Source organism: Mesorhizobium sp. P3_A8 (genome assembly GCF_056402995.1).
Genome location: NZ_JBFUGI010000004.1, coordinates 354645 through 372210, shown reverse-complemented (window position 1 = coordinate 372210; position 17566 = coordinate 354645). Strand labels below are relative to the sequence as shown.

Below are 17566 nucleotides of genomic sequence, written 5' to 3'. Positions count from 1 at the left end.
TGCCAACGCTACGCTGCGTGGATGACAGCAGCAAAGCGTGAGATCGAATCGGCGATCGAGGTGTTCGTACATGGCTACAGCACCGACAAAAGCCGCACCTTTCCTTACGAGGTCAGCCGCGTCGGGCCATTGTGGGCGATGCGTGATGCGCCGCGCAGGAATGCTCGCGACTACCGTGGCGAGGAATGGGTCGTCCATGATGTCGCTGCCCAGGAAGCCGATGCGATCGTGCGGCAGCATGCGCGACCGGGTTTCGCCATTTCCGTCGTGATCGCAAACGACGAACCGGATGGACCGACGCGAACCGCATACAAGGCTCTCGGCTACCGGCTGCTGCGGACGGAAGGTTTTTTCGTCCAGCCATTGCGTCAGATTCCAAGCCCGCCGGCGGCCGTCTCGATTGAGCGCGTCCAGACGGTCGACCGGGCGGCGCAATTTGCAAAGATCATTCGCAGGCGGCCGATCGCGGCCGATCTGCTTGGCGACGGCGCGCCGTTCCGCCAATATGTGGCGGTCGATGGTGACGAGATTGTCGGGCGTGTGCGCAGCATAGACGCCGTGGGCGCCACGTGGTGCGCGGCCATGTATGTCGAGCCTTCGCACCGGCGTCGCGGTATCGGCCAGGCGCTGATGGCTAAAATGCTGCAGGACGACCAAGCTCGTGGAGCGCGATGCTCGATGCTGTTGGCGACGCATGCCGGAGCGTTGCTTTATCCCCGCATGGGCTATGAGCGGATTGGAACGCTGCTGATATTCGGGCCAAGGAAGCGAACGGCACAATGAACAGGCGTGTTTATCGCGCTGATTCAAAAGGAATTTCGATCACCATGCCGTCATAGGCCGGCATCACCTTGTCAGGCGTCTCGGCCATCACGGTCGCATAGTCGAGCGGCACGTGCATATGGGTCAGCACGGCACTCTTCGGCGCCAGCTTCTCGATCCAGTCGAGCGCCTGGCCGAGCGACAAATGGCTGGGATGGGTGTTGTACTGCAGTGCGTCGATGACCAGCATCTCCAGGCCGCGCAACCGCTCGGCCGTGGCGTCGGGAAAGCCGCTGATATCAGGGCAATAGGCCAGGCCGCCGATGCGGAAACCGAGCGAGATGATGTCGCCATGGAACTGCGGCAACGGCTCGAGGGTGAGGGCACCCCCCTCGCCTTCGATCACCACCGGCTTTGCGTGGTCGATGATATGCGCCCGCACGATCGGCGGATAAGAACTGCCCGGCGGCGTTTCGAAGCAATAGCCGAACGCCTGCCGCAGGCGCAGCATCGTCGGTTGGTCGGCATGGATGTCGATCAGGTGGCGCTGCTCGAGCACGTAGCCGCGCAGATCGTCGATGCCATGGATATGGTCGGCATGCGGATGGGTGTAGACGACCGCATCGATGCGTTTGACCGAAGCGAGCAGCATCTGCTCGCGGAAATCCGGCCCGGTGTCGATGACCACGGTGGTACGACGGCCATCGGCGGCGATCCGTTCGACCAGCGCTGCCGTGCGCATGCGCCGGTTCCTCGGATTGGCCGGGTCGCAATTGCCCCAGTCGCCGGTGATGCGCGGCGTGCCTGGCGACGAGCCGCAGCCGAGAATGGTGAGGCGCAGCCGGTCAGTCATCGTTCAGGCGCTCTGCTCGGCAGGCCGCGGCATCTTGCCGAACAGCCGGAAGAAATTGTTCGTCGTCAGATCAGCGATTTCGGCCTCGCTGACGCCAATCGTCTCCGCCAGCACTCGTGCCGTGTGCGCGACATAGGCCGGCTCATTGCGCTTGCCGCGAAACGGTATCGGCGCCAGGTAGGGTGCGTCTGTTTCGACGAGCAGCCGGTCCTGCGGCACATCGGCGGCGATGGCGCGCAATTCGGCCGAATTCTTGAAGGTCAGGATGCCCGAGAACGACACATAGCCGCCGAGCGACACACCGATTTCGGCCAGCCGGCGTCCCGATGAAAAACAGTGCAGGATGAAGGGGAAGGCGCCCTTCCCTGTTTCGTCCTCGAGAATAGCTGCCATGTCGTCATCGGCATCGCGCGAATGGATGACGAGGGGTAGGCCGGTCTCGCGAGCGGCGGCGATGTGATTGCGAAAGCCCTGCGCCTGCGCATCGCGCGGCGCTTTGTCGTAGAAATAATCCAGCCCCGCTTCACCGATCGCCACCACCTTCGGATGAGCCGACAGGCGGGCAAGCTCTGCGGCGGTGATGTCGAGTTCCTCGGCGGCATTGTGCGGATGGGTGCCGACGGAGCAATACACTTCGTCGAAACTCTCTGCGATTTCAATGATTTGCTGAAAGCGCTTCACACGGGTCGATATCGTCACCATGCGGCCGATTCCGGCCGCTTTGGCGCGGGCGACAATGGCCGCCCGCTCCTCGGCGAAATCTGGAAAATCCAGATGGCAGTGGCTGTCGACAAGCATCAGGCGTTCGCGCTCGGCTGTTCGACATAACGCGGAAATACGCCCTCCGGCACGGGCAATGCTGTGCCGGGCACAAGCGCATAGTCGGCGTGGACATGCTCGAAGTTACGTTTGTCCGCCGGCACCGCCAGCAGGTCGAGCAGCTTCGTGGCCGACTCCGGAACAAAGGGCTGGCACAGCACGGTGACGCGTCGAACCACCTCCGCGGTCGTCCACAGCACCGTTTCCATGCGCTCCGGATCGGTTTTCTTCAGTGCCCATGGTGCCTGTCCAGCGAAGTATCGATCGGCTTCCGCCACCACATCGAAGATCGCTGCGACTGCCAGGTGAATGCCTTGCCCGGCCATTGCTTTGCGCGCGGTGGCCAGAGCCGCCACAGCCTGATCCAGGATGGCGCTGTCGGCTTCCGTCAAATCGCCGCGCTTCGGCACCACGCCGCCGCAGTTTTTGGCGATCATCGACAGCGAGCGCTGCGCCAGATTGCCGAGGCCGTTGGCGAGATCGGCGTTGGTGCGGTTGACAATCGCTTCATGGCTGTAGCTGCCGTCCTGGCCGAACGGCACTTCGCGCAGGAAGAAGTAGCGCACCTGGTCGAGACCGTAATGTTCGACCATGCTGAACGGGTCGATGACGTTGCCGACCGATTTCGACATCTTCTCGCCGCGGTTGAACAGGAAGCCGTGGCCGAAAACGCGCTTCGGCAACGGGATGCCGGCCGACATCAGGAAGGCCGGCCAGTAAACCGCATGGAAGCGCACAATGTCCTTGCCGATGATATGCGCATCGGCCGGCCAGAAGCGCCATTTCTCATCGTTTTCATCGGGATAGCCGACGCCGGTGATGTAATTTGTCAGGGCGTCGACCCAGACATACATCACATGCTTCTCGTCGCCAGGAACCGGCACGCCCCAGTCGAAGGTGGTGCGCGAGATCGACAAATCCTTCAGTCCGGATTTGACGAAGCTCATCACCTCGTTGCGGCGCTCGGCCGGGCCGATGAAGTCGAGCTGGCTTTCATAAAGCGCGATGAGCTTGTCCTGGTAAGCCGAGAGGCGGAAGAAATAGCTCTCTTCCTCGACCCATTCGACCGGCGTTCCCTGCGGCCCATAGCGGATATTGTCGGGACGGACCTCCGTCTCCTCCTCGCCGTAATAGGCTTCGTCGCGCACCGAGTACCAGCCGGCATAGCCGCCCTTGTAGATGTCGCCATTGGCGTCCATCGCTTTCCAGATCGCCTGCGAGGCCGCGTAGTGCCGCTCTTCGGTGGTGCGGATGAAATCGTCGTTGGAGGCGTTGAGCGCGGTTGCCATGCGCTTGAAGTCGGCCGAGTTGCGATCGGCCAGTTCGCGCGCCGAAATGCCTTCGCGCTTCGCCGTCTGCAGCATCTTGATGCCGTGTTCATCGGTGCCGGTGAGGAAGAACACCTGCTTGCCGTCGAGCCGCTGGAAACGTGCAAGCGCGTCGGTGGCGATCAGTTCGTAGGCATGGCCGATATGCGGTTTGCCGTTCGGATAGGAAATCGCGGTCGTGATGTAGAATGTGTCGCGTGACATGAATGAACCATCATGAATGTCTGAATGGAAGCCGTGGCGGTGGATATCGCATCGGAATGGCGATTGCCATCCCGAGGCTAGTGCATGCCGCCCAAAAGTAGCCCCGGTCTTGGGGCAACGGCATGCACCAAGAAGTCCGTCACATTCGCATCGCAGAATTCAGGCGGTCGATCATGGTCAAGGCGTGCTGCTTCTTGTCGAGATTGTAGGTATCGGTCTCAGATATAGCGTCCAGCGCCTCATGCCAAGTGTCCGACAGGGTTTTGGCCCGCGCGAGATCGCCCGACCGCGCCGCCTGGCTCGCGGCGTCCGACAAAAGATCGAGCGCCCGGCGATTGAAGATATCGAACTGGATCGCCTGGTCGCGGCCGGCGACGGCTTCCGCCAGCCGATAGGATCCGCCGATGTCGCTCTTTCCCTTCGCCACCAGCGCATCGAGCGTCTGGGCGATCTCCAGCCCGCCATATTGCGTCAAAAGGATCGCGTTGCGCGCGCTGCCCCCTGCCCGTTCGACCAGCGCCGCCCGCGCGGCCGGATCGTCCGGCGGCGGCGGTTCGGCGGTCTGCAGCACCGCCAGCAAATCGTCGGCGTCGAGCGGCGTCAGGCGTATCACCTGGCAGCGCGAGCGGATCGTCGGCAGCAGACTGCCCGGCGCGTGGACGATGAGAATGAACAGCGTTCGCGCCGGCGGTTCCTCAAGGTTCTTCAGCAAGGCATTGGCGGCATTGGCATTCATGTCGTCGGCCGGATCGACGATGACGACCCGGTAGCTGCCGTCATGCGAGGTCATCGACAGGAAGCGGCTGACCCTGCGGATCTCGTCGACGGTGACGACGGTCTTGAAGCTCTTGGTCTTGTCGTTCATCGGCCGCGTCAGATGCAGGACGCCCGGATGCGCCCCGGTCGCGATCTGGCGAGACAGCGACGAGGCGGGATCGGGCACGGCAAGACTGTCCGGCGCCTGCGCGAAGGCCGGGTGCTTCAGCAAATGATGCGCCAGATGAAAAGCCAGCGTCGCCTTGCCGATGCCTACGGGGCCGGCGAAGATCAGCGCATGCGGCAGCTTTCCCGATCGATAGGCGGCGGCAAGCATCTCGGCCGCCTGCCGGTGCCCGACCAGACGGGGCGTTTCCGACGGTTCCGGCACGCCGTCCAGCGTGTCATGCTGTTCCGGCGCAATGCGTTCGAAGATCATACCGGTGCGGCCTGCCTGTTGCGCGCGGGTGCCCTCGCCTCCAGAGCCGCGAACACGGCCGCGGTGACGACGTGCTCCACCGTGTCGGGATCGGCGGCCGCGTCGATGACGATGCAGCGTTCCGGTTCGGCCGCGGCGATCGCCAGGAAGGCCTCGCGCCGAGCCTGATGGATGGCCAGCGTTTCCTTCTCGAAGCGGTCGGCGTCGGCATCGCTGCCGCGCCGCAGCGTCGCGCGCCTGAGGCCTTCGGCCGGATCGATATCGAAAATCAGCGTCATGTCTGGCATCATGCCGTTGATGGCGACCTGTTCCAGCGCATCCATGAAGGCCGGGTCGATCCCGCCGGTGACGCCCTGGTAGACGCGCGAAGAATCCAGGAAACGGTCGCAAAGCACGATGGAGCCGCGCTCGACCGCCGGCCGGATGACCTGCTCGACATGGTCCGAACGCGCGGCGGCGAAGAGCAGCGCTTCCATCTTCGGCCCGAATGGCTCGGCAGCACCCGAAAGCAGCACATGCCTGACCGCTTCGGCGCCTGGCGAGCCGCCCGGTTCGCGTGTGAGCAGGACATCATACTTCTTGGCGCGCATCTTCCTCGCCAGCCGCTCGATCTGCGTCGACTTGCCTGCGCCCTCGCCGCCTTCGAAGGTAATGAAAAATCCGCGCGCCAATCGAAAGGGCCTTTGTCCAGGTTGGAGTGGATTGTTGCGCTCTAGATAGTCCGCGTTCGGGAAAACGTCCATGCCGTCGGTGTTATCGCAGCCAGCCGATCGCCAGTTCCTTGACCGCATCGAGCGCGCGCTGCGGCAACGTGCCGACACCGATCGACTCAGCAGCGAATAGCGGTGTCTCCTGGCTCAGCGTGTCGCCGATCCAGACGCGCAGCGCACCCACAGGCTGGCCCTCCTCCACGGGTGCTGCAACCGGGCCGCTGTAGACGATTTTGGCGGTCAGCTTGTCGCGGTTGGTGATCGGCAGGAAGATGTCGATCGGCCCTTTTGCCTTCAGCGTGACGCCGGATTTCGCACCGCCAAAAACCTGGGCCTCACCGACCACCTCGTCCTTGGCGAAGATCTCGGTTTTCTGGAAGGACCGCACGCCCCAGTCGAGAAGCTTGCGCGCCTCTTCGGCGCGCTCCTTGTCGTTGGCCAGCCCGCTCATGGCCACGATTACCCGCGTGCCGTCATGGCTGACCGAAGCGACGATGCCGAAGCCGGCCGCCTCGCTCGCGCCGACAGCCAGGCCGTCGACGCCGATGTCCATGGCCAGCAGCGGATTGCGGTTCCTCTGCGAGATCTTGTTCCAGGTGAAATCCTTCAGGCCGTAGTAGCGATAGAAATCCGGATAATCGCGCCACAGATGCAGGGCCAGCTGCGCCAGTTCGCGCACCGTCGTCTGCTGGCCGTCGGCCGGGAGGCCGGTCGAATTGACGAAAGTCGATGTTTTCAGGCCAATCTGCCGGGCGCGCTCGGTCATCTCAGCGGCAAAATTGTCCTCGGATCCGGCCATGCCCTCGGCAATGACGATACAGCCGTCATTGGCCGCCTGCACGGTCACGCCCTGGATCAGGTCCTCGAGGCGGATCGCCGATTTGAGCTTGGCAAACATCGTCGATGTTCCCGACGGCGCGCCGCCCTTGCGCCAGGCGTTTTCGCTGACCACGAAGGTGTCGTCGAGTTTGAGGCGCCCTGATTTGATGGCGTTGAAAACCACTTCCATGGTCATCAGCTTGGCCATCGAGGCCGGCGGGATCGGCTTGTCGGCGTCTTTCGAAAACAGCACCGTGCCGGTGTCGGCATCGATCATGAACGCCTGTGTGGCCTTGGTCTCGAAAATCTGCGCATGGGCTGGAGCGAGGCAAAGCAGCAGCAAAGCCAGTCCCAGGAAGCCGGCAAATGGCGGAAAGGCGCGCAACTGCATGAAATCTCGACCCGTTTGCCGGTTTTGGCACAACCAAGCTATCAGGGTTTTTTCCGCCGGATCAACCGCGCGGGGAAAATAGATCAGTTGCGCACAGCCAGAGCGTCCGGCGCGCCGTGCGACCATGCCGCCTGCAGCAGATCATCCAAGCCGCCATGGCCGTTGGGGTAGAGGTTGACCGCGTACCAGTCATTGCCGTCGAGATCGGAACGCTGGATCTCGGTCCGGCCGTAGGGCGCGAGCGCGGTTGCGACGCGTTTGGCCTCGGCGGCGCTGTCGAAGGTACCGGCCGCCACATAGTCAGGCGACGGCGCCTGCTTGTTGGATTTTTTCCACGATTGCAGGATATCGGCGGGCGACATCCCGTCGTCGTCGAGCGCGGCGAAGACATCGGCGCGGCGGACACGCTCGTCGGCATAGGAGAGCGACGCCACGGCGAATGGCGATTGCGGCGGCAGCTTGATGTCCGGCCGCTCCGGTACGATCGGCCCGAAGTCGGGCAGCGACAGATCGCCGAAGGCCGGCGACGGCGCCGACATCTGTGCCTGAACCGGGGTGGCGGAATCGATCAGCTGACCAGGGAACGGTACGGCGGCTGCGCCCACCGGCACGCTTGGCGACGGTCCGTTCATGGCCACCATGACACCGGTCGGCAAGCCATCCGACGGATCCGGTATCCTGTTGCCTGGATGGTAGGATGCCATCAGATACTGGTCGTCATTGCCATCGAGCGGCGCGCGGCCGACATATTCGACCTTGACCTTCGCGGTGCCGACCTTGGCGTAGTCGAGCATCTGCGCCGCGCGCTCCGAGACATCGATGATGCGGCCCTCATGATAGGGGCCACGGTCGTTCACGCGCACGATGACCGAACTGCCGGTTTCGAGGTTGGTGACACGCGCATAACTCGGCAACGGCATGGTGGGATGCGCGGCCGTCAGTTGCGCCGTGTCATACACTTCGCCATTGGCGGTCAGCCGGCCATGGAAGGCGTCGCCATACCAGGAGGCCAGGCCGACCTTGGCGTAGCGCTTGTCTTCCTTCGGATAATACCACTTGCCGCGCACCTGGTAGGGCTTGCCGAGTTGGTCGCGGCCGCCGCCGCGGCGCATGAATTGGACGCGCGGGCTCGCCTTCACGCCATATTCGGTTTCGGCGAAATATTCCTTGGAACGAGGCTTGGGATTGACCATCCCCTTCGGCTCAGGCTGCGACGCGCAAGCCGCCAGCAAGGCAGCCGACGCCGCAAGCAGCGTAAGCGTGGAAGCGCGACGAAGACGCTGATGCGTCGTAGCCTGCATTTTTCCTGAAATCCCCTACAGTCTCAATCAAGACGCCGTGGTTTGAACAGCAGAGGAGCCAAAGCACTCACTCGACAACACCAACGGCGCCCTGAACCCCGATCCTTTGTGCACAGGAATTGTTTATCACGATATTAACCGATTGTGGCCGGAACCGGGCAAGATTGTGACGCCGCCCTGCCGCGCTCGGTGCGCTGCGTCTCGTATATTAGCAATCTCTTGAATTTCTCCCAAATCAGGATCATTCTTGTCGATGGGTGTGGTTCGCCGTTCGTCAAGCGTTGAAGGGGTAAAGCGTGATGGAATTCGCAAGCTGCTACGACCAGAGCGCGAGCATTTTTGCGTCGACGATGTTCCTGAACATCACGGCGTTTTTCATCGTTTTGGCCGCTTTTGCCATGTTACGGCTGGTGGCAATATCCGGCGAAGGTTCCGTGTACCGGCTTCAGGCCGCGTAAAGCCTCGGGCACATGGCCGGGAAGAAGGTGATCGCAGTCAAGGACTGGACGTGCGGCATGAGCGACGAACTCGGCCGTGTGGCCCTGACGATCAACCCGACAGAGGGTGAGCCGATCCTCGTTCTGATGACAATTTTCCAGGCGGCAAAAATGGCCCAGGAACTGCGAACGCCCAAATTCGTCCCCTTGTCCCCTCTGTGACGCGATTGAAGGGTCCCCACCTCGTCGTTGAGGGGGCCACCTCAGAGGATCGCTCAACCCTCCCCCAAACCTAAAATTGAGTCGGCGCTTGCCCGGTCAACAGGAAGGCGCCGCAGCGGTGGTTGACGCGGGCCTCAATGCCGCTTTACAGGAATGAACAGCGAACCGGTCGGGAACGCCTTCGGTGCCAATCCGGCGCCAACGGCGAAAACCCTTCGGAAGCGCACGATCCAAGTGATTGAAAAATCACGACGGAGGGATGGCCGAGCGGTTTAAGGCACCGGTCTTGAAAACCGGCGTGGGCGCAAGTTCACCGTGGGTTCGAATCCCACTCCCTCCGCCAAGTCAACCCCTAGAAAGCCCGGAAAACATGGGGTTTGGCGGTTTTCGGTTAGTGCCCAACTAACCAAACTACTAACCAATCGGGCCGCATAGCAGGGTCAAACAATGTGGCTGTGTCGCGGTTTGACCTTTGCGCTTCGATTGTCGCGTGTCCCCCCGAAGTCCTATATGCTTAGGAAAGCATGGGGGGAGCGACAATGGGGAAATCCAAGGCGAAATTTGCTTTTGCAATAGCCGGGATATTAGCGGGTGCCATCACAATTTGGCTGTGGGATCATCGTGGTGATTTTTATAGCTGCATGATTCGCGAAATGGTGGGGCAACCCGACTCAATGCGACAAATCGCGGCAAGGAAATGTCTCCAAACTTATGAAATGCCACCGGTCTCATCTCAATGAGACCGGTGGCTATGTTCAATTGGACAGCGATCATACTAGGTTTCGTTGCTGTGGCGACGACCATCGCTACATCGGCTGCTGCGGGACAAGCTGACTTTCGGGCGCTGGTAGCGTGTCAAAAACAGTCCAAGGTGTTTACAAAGATCGCCGAATGTCTTCCCGAAGCAGATGTGGCGGTAAAGACGTTGGACGCTTTCTCAATTATCTACCCGCTTACTGCTTCCCCCCTTAAAGCCAAATGCTTGGAACTGAACGGCGACAGCCTTCCGGGTGCAGCATCATGTGTGACCGAAGCGATCAAAGACGGTCTGAATTTGCAAAAGTCGCTTCCTGCCGGAACTGACTTGAGTGATCCAATTTTCGCAGCCGTGGCCGATGATGGCCGATGGGCAAAGCTTGAATCTGCTATCAAGAGTGCGCAAGCAGCCTACCCAGACCAGACGATTTGGGGAATGACGCTTTATCAGCCGTATCGTTGAGAATGCGCCCCTTTCTCCTGATAGATCAACTGATTCGACAACAAAACTCAAAGCGTGCATGATGTATTCTGGTATTGGGGGATACTTTCATGCATTGGCGTTTGTTTTTAATCGCTACAATTGCGGCCCTAATTTCGGGTTGCGCTGCCGACTATTTGAACCATTACGATTCTGTGACGCTAGCGTCTGGCGATGCCAACCGATCGAATTCGCTCTTGCAGACTGTTGATCCGTTCAATCCGAACAGCCAAAACACGCATATTGAAAGCGATGGCGCACGCGTTGTTGCTGTCGTTAATGGGGCCAAAGGCGGTGGCGCGGCCCCCTACAATGGCAATTGCCCGACTGATCAAAGCACGGCGTCAGATGGCTCCCGTTGCGGCGGGCGTTCCGCTGACAGCCGTCCAGGCGGCGCGACTCCCTAGGGTCTTTTAGCGAGCGAACGCAGTGGCAACGGCTGCTTCGGCGGCCTCACGGATTATCCACGCGGGCGGATTGAAGCCCATCACTTCATAGATCGGCTTGCCGCGTAACCACATCAGATGCAGCGCGGCGCGCGCCTCCGGTGCTACCGGCTCGGTCGCATTCCACAAATGGCTAAGATTGACTGTCCATTCCCACCAGTTGGCGCGGTCGCTGCCGTTGCCGCCTTTAAATAAGTGATCCACATCCTTGTCAGTCATTTGTTCGGCTGCGATCAGAACCGCGAATGCACCTGATACGCCCAAGTCCAGACACTTCCTGTTGTTCATCCAGACAGCTTGCATCTGTGGTCGGTCAGCGCTGAATAGGACGCGATCGAATTGCGGTAAGACGTGGAATGCCGGCTTGCCAAATTTGTTGGTGTACGCCTGTCGCGTCATCAAGCCGTCGCGGAATACGAAACAGGCGTCAGGTTCGATGAGGTAACATGCGTCGATCATTGTTGGCACATCCTCATGTATTTCTGTTGCGCGATCGTAGCGGTATCGCCGCTGACGACTGCTAGCTCGCCTAATAAATCGCGTTCGATATCAGGGCGAAGTTTTGGGCAATCGCCGTCCTGATCGATGGTCGCTGCATAAAGCGCTGTAGGGTCGTCTTTGATGGTCGCCGCATACGCCTTGCAGTCCATTTTCCATCTGGCATGAGCCGCGCGTTGCTCGTCGTTCAAACGGTCCAAGCCCGGACTGCGAAACGTTCGGCGAATGGCCGCTGTGAGCGCGTCTAGTCGCTTGGTGATTTCAAGTCGGCGCGCCATTCAACATACGCTCCAATTCGTCTAGGCGGCTGCGCAGTTCTTCGATGGCGTCCACATCGGCCAATCGAGCCAGTGCGGCGGCAACGTCTTTCGCTTCTGACGCAGTGATGTCGCCATTGCGGAGCGCTTCGCGAACGTCATCGGGCGTTGCATCTTCGAACTCGATTGTTCGGCCGTCTTTCGGCAGCACATGAGCCAGGACGATTTCAACCGCCCAACGCTCGCCCTTCCCTAATGCTTCCTGCAATTTGGCGATGGCATCCGGTCCAAGCGCCTTCACTTGGGCTAACAATTCGCGGCTGACTTTGGCTTTTGCACCTTTGGGCCGTCCGCCAGAACCGGGCGCAAATTTGCCGCCCGCCAATCGAACGACGCTAAAATTAGTGTTGGCATGCGTCGTCATTTTAGACGTGCTCCACATGGATGCCGTTGGCGATGCACCAACGTTCGAGACTTTCGGTCAGGGTGTAGCTGTTGCCGTCCCGGCGATATGCTTTTGGGAACGCTCTTGTGCGGCGGTAGTACGCCAACAACTGACGGCTTGGATTTCCCATGAGGATCAACACGCTCAAGTGATCCAACAGAGGAGTTGCTGCCGGCGCAGGAAGGCACACCCGCGCCGGCAGCTGGAAAGCGCGCTTGGTCATCTCAAGCTGCTTCCGATAGAGCGATGCTCATCACTTCGTGAGGCGTGATGTTGGCTGCAACGCTGATGTGTTGGACCGCATCGCCAAACCAATTGCGAACGGCGTGGATTTCGTCCGTGGTATTATCAAGATCGCGAATTGCGGCATCTGCCATTCGCGTTGCGGTCTCAATATCTGGACCGTCAGCAAGGATGTCTTGTGGAGTAGGCTTTCGCAGCGCTGCCGTTTGCGCAAAGCGGTTCACGGCGTTTGTGCGCGCAATGCTCTTCTCAAGCTCAGGGCGCATCACATCGGGCATTTCCAGCACGTCCCAATTGTCAAACATGATTGCGCCGATTTCGCCGGTAGCGTCCCTGTGAGCGAGTTCGATGATCTTCGCCGGCTTTTTCCCAATCAGCATTTGCATCTTTATGCTGGCGCGAAGAGGATCGATCGGGTTTCTCGGCAGCAACAGATTGGCCTTTGCCGCTTTGTTCGCGGTGTTCGCTGCACGTAGTGCCACGATACACGCTTTGGCTGGTGGGACTATGCTTGATGTTAGCGTCTTGCGATAAGCATCATGTATTTGAGGAAATGGGTATTCCATCTCCTGCATCTTGATAATTGATTCCGCCCCAATGCGGATTGCACTGTATGCCGATGATACGCCGGATCGAAGTGCTGTGTTGTTTATCCTGTCAGCGATTGAAACAAGAGCGCTAGTCCTGTCGCCAGATCGCGAGATGATGTGGTTGCTGTGTATATCGATCATTCTTAGCATCGGCTTACTCCCAAATCAGCTTCATGTGACAGGGAGCTTTTACGAGCCAGTAAGCACTGGTCAAGGGGGTAAGGTGGTAAATCGCAGATTTATTAACTTATCCTCTTGGAATAGATTTGTATTTATTGAAGTCATCGCAACTCTATACTATGACGACCACGCAATCAATTCGCGATCGTTCATCGCCTCGACCACAGCGACAATCGCATTTCGGTTGGTGAAATCGGTTGGTGAGTGATCATCGCAACCGATCATCGCAATAAATTCAAAAGCTTAGATGCGATGATAGGCGGAGCTTTCGTCCGCTGCACTCGGCGCGCCGACCGGGCCAACGGGCCGCTATAGCGCTGCGAGACAATGCTTTCGTCAGTTGTTGCTGCGCTCGACCTCCCTCCCACTATGTCCCACTATTGTCCCGCTAGGACGGAAACCGTAAATCATTGTTTTATTGTGCTTTTCCTCACTTGTCCCACTATGTCCCACTAGGTTGGGGAAAGTAGTAGAAGAGTGTTGAAGAGCCCGTCCAACGCGTAGGAACCCTTCAACGCAATATAGGCCGTCCCATGGGACATAGCGGGACAAGCGGGACGAAACGGCGTTGTTGAGATTTTTGGAGATTATTGGCGTCGTCGTTGTTCATAGTGATAAGATCGCTTCCCGTCCGGGCCGGGCCATGATGATCGTTTCCGCTGATACCCAGCTAGGATCAGGCATCGAGCAATTCGACCGTTCACCGATGCGTTTTGACGTTCGAAGGGAATTTCGAGCAGCCTGCACACGAGTTCAATCGTTGTCGGCATGCCGGCCATCACCGCAACGTGCGCCTTAATCCGGTCCTCCCAAGGGTCAACCTCACGCCTGTCCTCTTGCTCGGCTTCCGCAAGCGCCGTCTCGTCGCGGTCGAGCCACCAGCGCTCGCCGGCTCGATACCGCGTTAGAGCTTCGGCCCAAAGCTGGTCGCGGTCCCGCCTGATCGCCTCAACGTCGATCGTACAGCACCTCAAAGGCCAAAAGCGCCGGTTACCCGTTTGGTCCTTAAGGTAGTGTTCGTCGTTCGTCGTCGCGATAAACACGCATTGCCGGGGATGATCGATTGCGATCTTGCCATATGGCGTGCGGTAACGGTCGGTTGATCTGGCAATGAACCCTTTAACGGTTTCAGCATCCGACCGTTTCACATTTGCCAATTCAGAAAGTTCGATGATCCATTTGCCTGCCAGTTGGATTGCAGCGTCTGGTGTGTGCAAATCGGGCAATCGGTCAGTGAACCATTGCGCGCTGGCAAGAGCTTCAATTGCGGATGACTTCCCCTGTCCCTGCGGTCCTTCGAGGACAAGCAAATTATCCATTTTGGAACCTGGCCACATGATGCGCGCAACTGCACCAATCATAAATTTGGTTCCAACGATGCGAGCATATGGCGTATCGGACGCGCCGAAATATGCGGATGCCAGTTGCGGCAGACGTTCTGTGCCGTCCCATACGAGGTTGTTGAGGTAGTTGCGAACCGGATGCTGTTTGCGCGCGTTCGCGATCATCGCTACGCTATCAAACACATTTTCTTTAGCTGGCTTCCTGCCCACACTTTCGACAAGAGCTTTACAGTGCGTGGTGTCTAGATCAGCCCACTGACGTGGAGATGATGCGCGCTTGTCCCAAGGTAGCGTATCCGTCACCACTATCGTTTGCGCAAATTCATCGAATGCGACGGGTAAGCCGGCATCACTCAAAATTTTTGTAATCTCGACGGTCGAATTCTTCTCTACGATTGCCGTCGAGATGATGTTGTCGATCCCGTCGAGTTCACGTGGCACCTGCCTGCCCGGTTGCGGCACGTTTCCGTTGCTGCCGAATATCTTCGTTGGATCGGGCTGCGGTGGTCTGCCGTAAGCTTTCCAATGCAATGAAATCCAGCCGACCAATGTTCCGGCATCGATCGACCGCCACAGCTTTTCGTTGTCGGCAGAGTTGTTTTTGGCGTAACCGCCGCACCAGCTATTCCATCCCATGCGCACAAGATCGTCGTGGACAAGGCCTGTCGCTGCCTGCCGATATGAGCATGTGACGTTGCGCCATTCGTCGTATGTCAAATCTTCTGGGTTGATTTCGTTCAGCGCTGCGAGCGCCTGTGTGATCGTCGGTGCTCGATCAGTGCCGAGTGGCTTGCGGTCGCCGTTGGCACGCGGTGCGCCGGCCGCCAACAGCCATTCGGGAGCCATCGCAACAGGTGCGGCAAGGTCAAAGCCATAATCGACAATGTAGCCGCCATCGCCGCGCCGATCTAATCCCTCTCCTAGCTCGCCTACATCGGTCGGCAATCGCTGCCCGGCTGGAGAGCGGTACAAGTAGTGATAACCGCCTGATGGGGTTTGCTGCCAGGCTGTCGCCGGTGGCCACAAATTCAATGCGGCGAGAGATCGCAAACCGTCTTTCCCATTCTTCCGGTCAACGTCCAGGGCGATTAGGTCGCCCGATGGCGTTCCGGTCGCAATACCGATCAGGGCGTCTGGAAACGCCGTCCAGAGCCGCGCAATTGCGGTCTGGTCTCGCGTTGCCAGCTTAGCGCCACCCTGCCCTTTTTGGGGCTGTGGGACACCTAGGGCGGTTGCAACGCTTTCATTCGAGAACGGAAGCCGATTGGCGGTGAGAGGAAAGACCGCAAAGCCGCTGCCAACCAGCGCGGCGGCGCGGTTACTATTGCCAGCGGGACTGGCTGGCGTTATATAGGTATTCATTCCTAGTACCTTTCAGCCCGGCTTTCGCGCATCCAACGCGAGCCGGGTTTTTCTGGGTGCGACGGAGCGTTGCTCCTTCGAACCGTGGATCATTATGTCATTGAAACTGTGCGATATTCCGGGCGCAGGCTGTTCGCCTGATCGCCGTGCTAATCATTCGAACTAGCCATTAAGCTGCGTTTGCTCGCTGCTTTTGCAGATAGTCGAGCACATCAGTGCGCAGATAGCCGACTTTGCGCGTCCCAATCTTCAACTTGGGTGGAAAAGCGGGATCATGTTTTTCGAGCCGCTGGCGCGAAGTATCGGAAATGTGGAGCAATGCGCATAGCTGATCGCGCGTGAGTAGAACCAAGGCATCCTGCATGGGTGCGTTCCAATTTATCTATGAAATTGAAGGATTTGCAGGCATCCACCCACGGTCACCCTGTCTAAGGGCTGGGCCATCCGACCCATGCGCCCATCGCGTATCCTCGCTCTGGCGCACTTGGCTGCGCGTGTCCTCGACGCAGCAACCGCAATCGATCACGGCTAGGCATGTATAGTCAAAAAAAATGGCCCGAAAGGCGGGCCATTCTAAAGGTTATCCACAGCAATAGTTATTCGCGATAAACGGTTATTAGGCAACAAATCTTTCCCATTGTGTGCGGTATTCGTTGTCGTTGGCGATGATCAGGAAGTCTGTCCATTGCTGCATTATCTGTTTGCGGCGTTCAAAGGCGTCGCCTCTCCGGTATGCAGCGATGGTCTTATCTTTCTGCACGTGCGCAAGCGCTTGTTCAACGATAGTATCTGGGTGGAGCGTAGTTTCTGCGGCCCAATCGCGGAAGCTGGATCGAAATCCGTGAACGGTTAATCCCGGTCGCATTCCTCGCAATTGCTCCAGCATGGCCATATTGCTCAAGGGTTGGTTGCGTTTGGCTCCAGGAAAAACATAGGGATTATCCTTGAAGCGGGGCAGCCCTTTCAACAACTCAACTGCGGCGCTGCTCAACGGAATGCGGTGCTCAATCTCGGCCTTCATTCGTGATGCTGGAATAATCCAGATGGAGTTGGCGATATCGAACTCATCCCAAGTTGCGAGCAAAGTTTCGCTAGTGCGAGTTGCGCATAGGATCGTCAGCACAAGCGCCTTGGCCGAATAATCTGTCTTGCTACGCAACGCCTGCATAAAGGCCGGCACTTCCGTAAAAGGCATTGCCGCATGATGGCCTTTGGATTGCTTGCCTTTCTTTCCTAGCCAGTGCTCCAGCCCATCTTCCCATTTGGCAGGGTTGGAATGGTCCTTCCACAGAGCTTTGATTTGCGTGTTCGCACTTCCAAGCGCCTTGGACTTCGCTGCGGCGATCACAGTTTCAATTCGCATCCGAACGCGTGAGGCTGTCTCCGGTACAGCGTCCCAGAGCGGCAAGCGTTTTCCGCGTCGGATGTGCGACTGCTGCAAAACCACCAACACGTCATCAACGCCGATCTCATGTGGCAGCTTACGTCCAATCTTCGGGTATACGTAGGTTTCGAGCGTGCTGGACCATTGGGCCGCGTGCTTGTCGTTGCGCCAATTAGCGGTATGCGTTGTGATGTAGTCGCGTGCCACGCTTTCAAACGTGTCGTCGCCAGTCGTCTTCGACGCCTTGGGCTTGGACGCTGTGAGCGGGTCAACGCCGGCTTTCAGTTGGTCGCGCTGTTCGATCGCAGCCATTTCCAATTCTTTGAATTGCCGGTCGCTGATAGGATCATTGTGCGGTGCAAGTGTCATCACGCGGCGACTGCCAGCGAAGGTGTATCGGAAAACCCAAGTGGCCTTTCCATTCTTCGCCAGGGCAAAGCACAGGCCGTTACCGTGGGACCACATGTTTGCCGTCCCGGATTTAATGCGCTCGCGTAGCTCGCGGTTGAGATTGTCGATTTTCGATGCCATTGCGGAGGC

Annotated in this window: 20 protein-coding genes and 1 tRNA gene; 6 read left to right on the top strand and 15 right to left on the bottom strand. The window is 58.9% G+C overall.

What is annotated here, in order from left to right:
- Positions 1-21 precede the first annotated feature (21 nt).
- The gene (locus tag AC1DX4_RS12535; protein WP_477220611.1) at positions 22-783 is read left to right on the top strand and encodes a GNAT family N-acetyltransferase; all 762 of its coding nucleotides are present in this window, start codon (positions 22-24) and stop codon (positions 781-783) included.
- Between the two features lie 10 nt (positions 784-793).
- Here AC1DX4_RS12535 and AC1DX4_RS12530 read toward each other — a convergent pair whose 3' ends face one another.
- The 7 genes from AC1DX4_RS12530 to AC1DX4_RS12500 all read right to left on the bottom strand — a co-directional run bounded on the left by AC1DX4_RS12530 (position 794) and on the right by AC1DX4_RS12500 (position 8382).
- Complete coding sequence (locus AC1DX4_RS12530) at positions 794-1615, bottom strand: MBL fold metallo-hydrolase (RefSeq protein WP_477220610.1); 822 nt, start codon at positions 1613-1615, stop codon at positions 794-796.
- Between the two features lie 3 nt (positions 1616-1618).
- Positions 1619-2413, bottom strand: coding sequence for a TatD family hydrolase (locus AC1DX4_RS12525; RefSeq protein ID WP_477220609.1), 795 nt, complete (start codon positions 2411-2413; stop codon positions 1619-1621).
- A complete protein-coding gene (metG, locus tag AC1DX4_RS12520; protein ID WP_477220608.1) occupies positions 2413-3966 on the bottom strand; it encodes a methionine--tRNA ligase in 1554 nt (517 codons plus the stop codon). Before metG ends, AC1DX4_RS12525 begins: the two co-directional genes overlap by 1 nt.
- Positions 3967-4105: 139 nt before the next feature.
- The gene (locus AC1DX4_RS12515) at positions 4106-5161 is read right to left on the bottom strand and encodes a DNA polymerase III subunit delta' (RefSeq protein WP_477220607.1); all 1056 of its coding nucleotides are present in this window, start codon (positions 5159-5161) and stop codon (positions 4106-4108) included.
- Positions 5158-5832, bottom strand: a complete 675-nt coding sequence (tmk, locus tag AC1DX4_RS12510) for a dTMP kinase (RefSeq protein WP_477220606.1) — start codon at positions 5830-5832, stop codon at positions 5158-5160. The genes AC1DX4_RS12515 and tmk overlap by 4 nt, the downstream gene beginning before the upstream one ends.
- 82 nt (positions 5833-5914) lie before the next feature.
- Positions 5915-7081 (bottom strand): D-alanyl-D-alanine carboxypeptidase family protein, encoded by a 1167-nt coding sequence (locus tag AC1DX4_RS12505; protein WP_477220605.1) that lies wholly within the window; start codon positions 7079-7081, stop codon positions 5915-5917.
- 83 nt (positions 7082-7164) lie between these two features.
- Positions 7165-8382 carry a septal ring lytic transglycosylase RlpA family protein gene (locus AC1DX4_RS12500; RefSeq protein WP_477220604.1) on the bottom strand — a complete coding sequence of 406 codons (1218 nt, stop codon included), beginning with the start codon at positions 8380-8382 and terminating at the stop codon, positions 7165-7167.
- 299 nt (positions 8383-8681) lie between these two features.
- Here AC1DX4_RS12500 and AC1DX4_RS12495 point away from each other — a divergent pair, with 299 nt between their 5' ends.
- The 5 genes from AC1DX4_RS12495 (at position 8682) to AC1DX4_RS12475 (ending at position 10685) form a co-directional block, all read left to right on the top strand.
- On the top strand, positions 8682-8840 hold the full coding sequence (locus tag AC1DX4_RS12495) for a hypothetical protein (RefSeq protein ID WP_477220603.1): 159 nt from the start codon (positions 8682-8684) through the stop codon (positions 8838-8840).
- A gap of 57 nt (positions 8841-8897) precedes the next feature.
- Positions 8898-9041 (top strand): hypothetical protein, encoded by a 144-nt coding sequence (locus AC1DX4_RS12490; RefSeq protein ID WP_477220602.1) that lies wholly within the window; start codon positions 8898-8900, stop codon positions 9039-9041.
- A 253-nt stretch (positions 9042-9294) separates the two neighbouring features.
- Positions 9295-9384, top strand: a tRNA-Ser gene (locus tag AC1DX4_RS12485).
- A gap of 408 nt (positions 9385-9792) precedes the next feature.
- Complete coding sequence (locus AC1DX4_RS12480; protein WP_477220601.1) at positions 9793-10260, top strand: hypothetical protein; 468 nt, start codon at positions 9793-9795, stop codon at positions 10258-10260.
- 89 nt (positions 10261-10349) lie between these two features.
- Positions 10350-10685: a hypothetical protein gene (locus AC1DX4_RS12475; RefSeq protein WP_477220600.1), complete on the top strand. Its 336-nt coding sequence runs from the start codon at positions 10350-10352 to the stop codon at positions 10683-10685.
- A gap of 6 nt (positions 10686-10691) precedes the next feature.
- On the opposite strand, the gene AC1DX4_RS12470 is transcribed toward AC1DX4_RS12475, so the two are convergent.
- From AC1DX4_RS12470 to AC1DX4_RS12435, 8 genes are all read right to left on the bottom strand, one after another.
- On the bottom strand, positions 10692-11183 hold the full coding sequence (locus AC1DX4_RS12470; RefSeq protein WP_477220599.1) for a hypothetical protein: 492 nt from the start codon (positions 11181-11183) through the stop codon (positions 10692-10694).
- The gene (locus AC1DX4_RS12465; RefSeq protein ID WP_477220598.1) at positions 11180-11500 is read right to left on the bottom strand and encodes a hypothetical protein; all 321 of its coding nucleotides are present in this window, start codon (positions 11498-11500) and stop codon (positions 11180-11182) included. Before AC1DX4_RS12465 ends, AC1DX4_RS12470 begins: the two co-directional genes overlap by 4 nt.
- On the bottom strand, positions 11484-11903 hold the full coding sequence (locus AC1DX4_RS12460) for a hypothetical protein (protein ID WP_477220597.1): 420 nt from the start codon (positions 11901-11903) through the stop codon (positions 11484-11486). Before AC1DX4_RS12460 ends, AC1DX4_RS12465 begins: the two co-directional genes overlap by 17 nt.
- A gap of 1 nt (position 11904) precedes the next feature.
- Positions 11905-12147, bottom strand: coding sequence for a hypothetical protein (locus AC1DX4_RS12455; RefSeq protein ID WP_477220596.1), 243 nt, complete (start codon positions 12145-12147; stop codon positions 11905-11907).
- Position 12148: 1 nt separating this feature from the next.
- Positions 12149-12898 carry a hypothetical protein gene (locus AC1DX4_RS12450; RefSeq protein WP_477220595.1) on the bottom strand — a complete coding sequence of 250 codons (750 nt, stop codon included), beginning with the start codon at positions 12896-12898 and terminating at the stop codon, positions 12149-12151.
- Between the two features lie 626 nt (positions 12899-13524).
- Positions 13525-15642 (bottom strand): VapE domain-containing protein, encoded by a 2118-nt coding sequence (locus AC1DX4_RS12445; protein ID WP_477220594.1) that lies wholly within the window; start codon positions 15640-15642, stop codon positions 13525-13527.
- A 169-nt stretch (positions 15643-15811) separates the two neighbouring features.
- Positions 15812-16006 (bottom strand): helix-turn-helix transcriptional regulator, encoded by a 195-nt coding sequence (locus tag AC1DX4_RS12440; protein WP_477220593.1) that lies wholly within the window; start codon positions 16004-16006, stop codon positions 15812-15814.
- Between the two features lie 252 nt (positions 16007-16258).
- Positions 16259-17557 (bottom strand): tyrosine-type recombinase/integrase, encoded by a 1299-nt coding sequence (locus tag AC1DX4_RS12435; RefSeq protein WP_477220592.1) that lies wholly within the window; start codon positions 17555-17557, stop codon positions 16259-16261.
- Between the last annotated feature and the right edge of the window lie 9 nt (positions 17558-17566).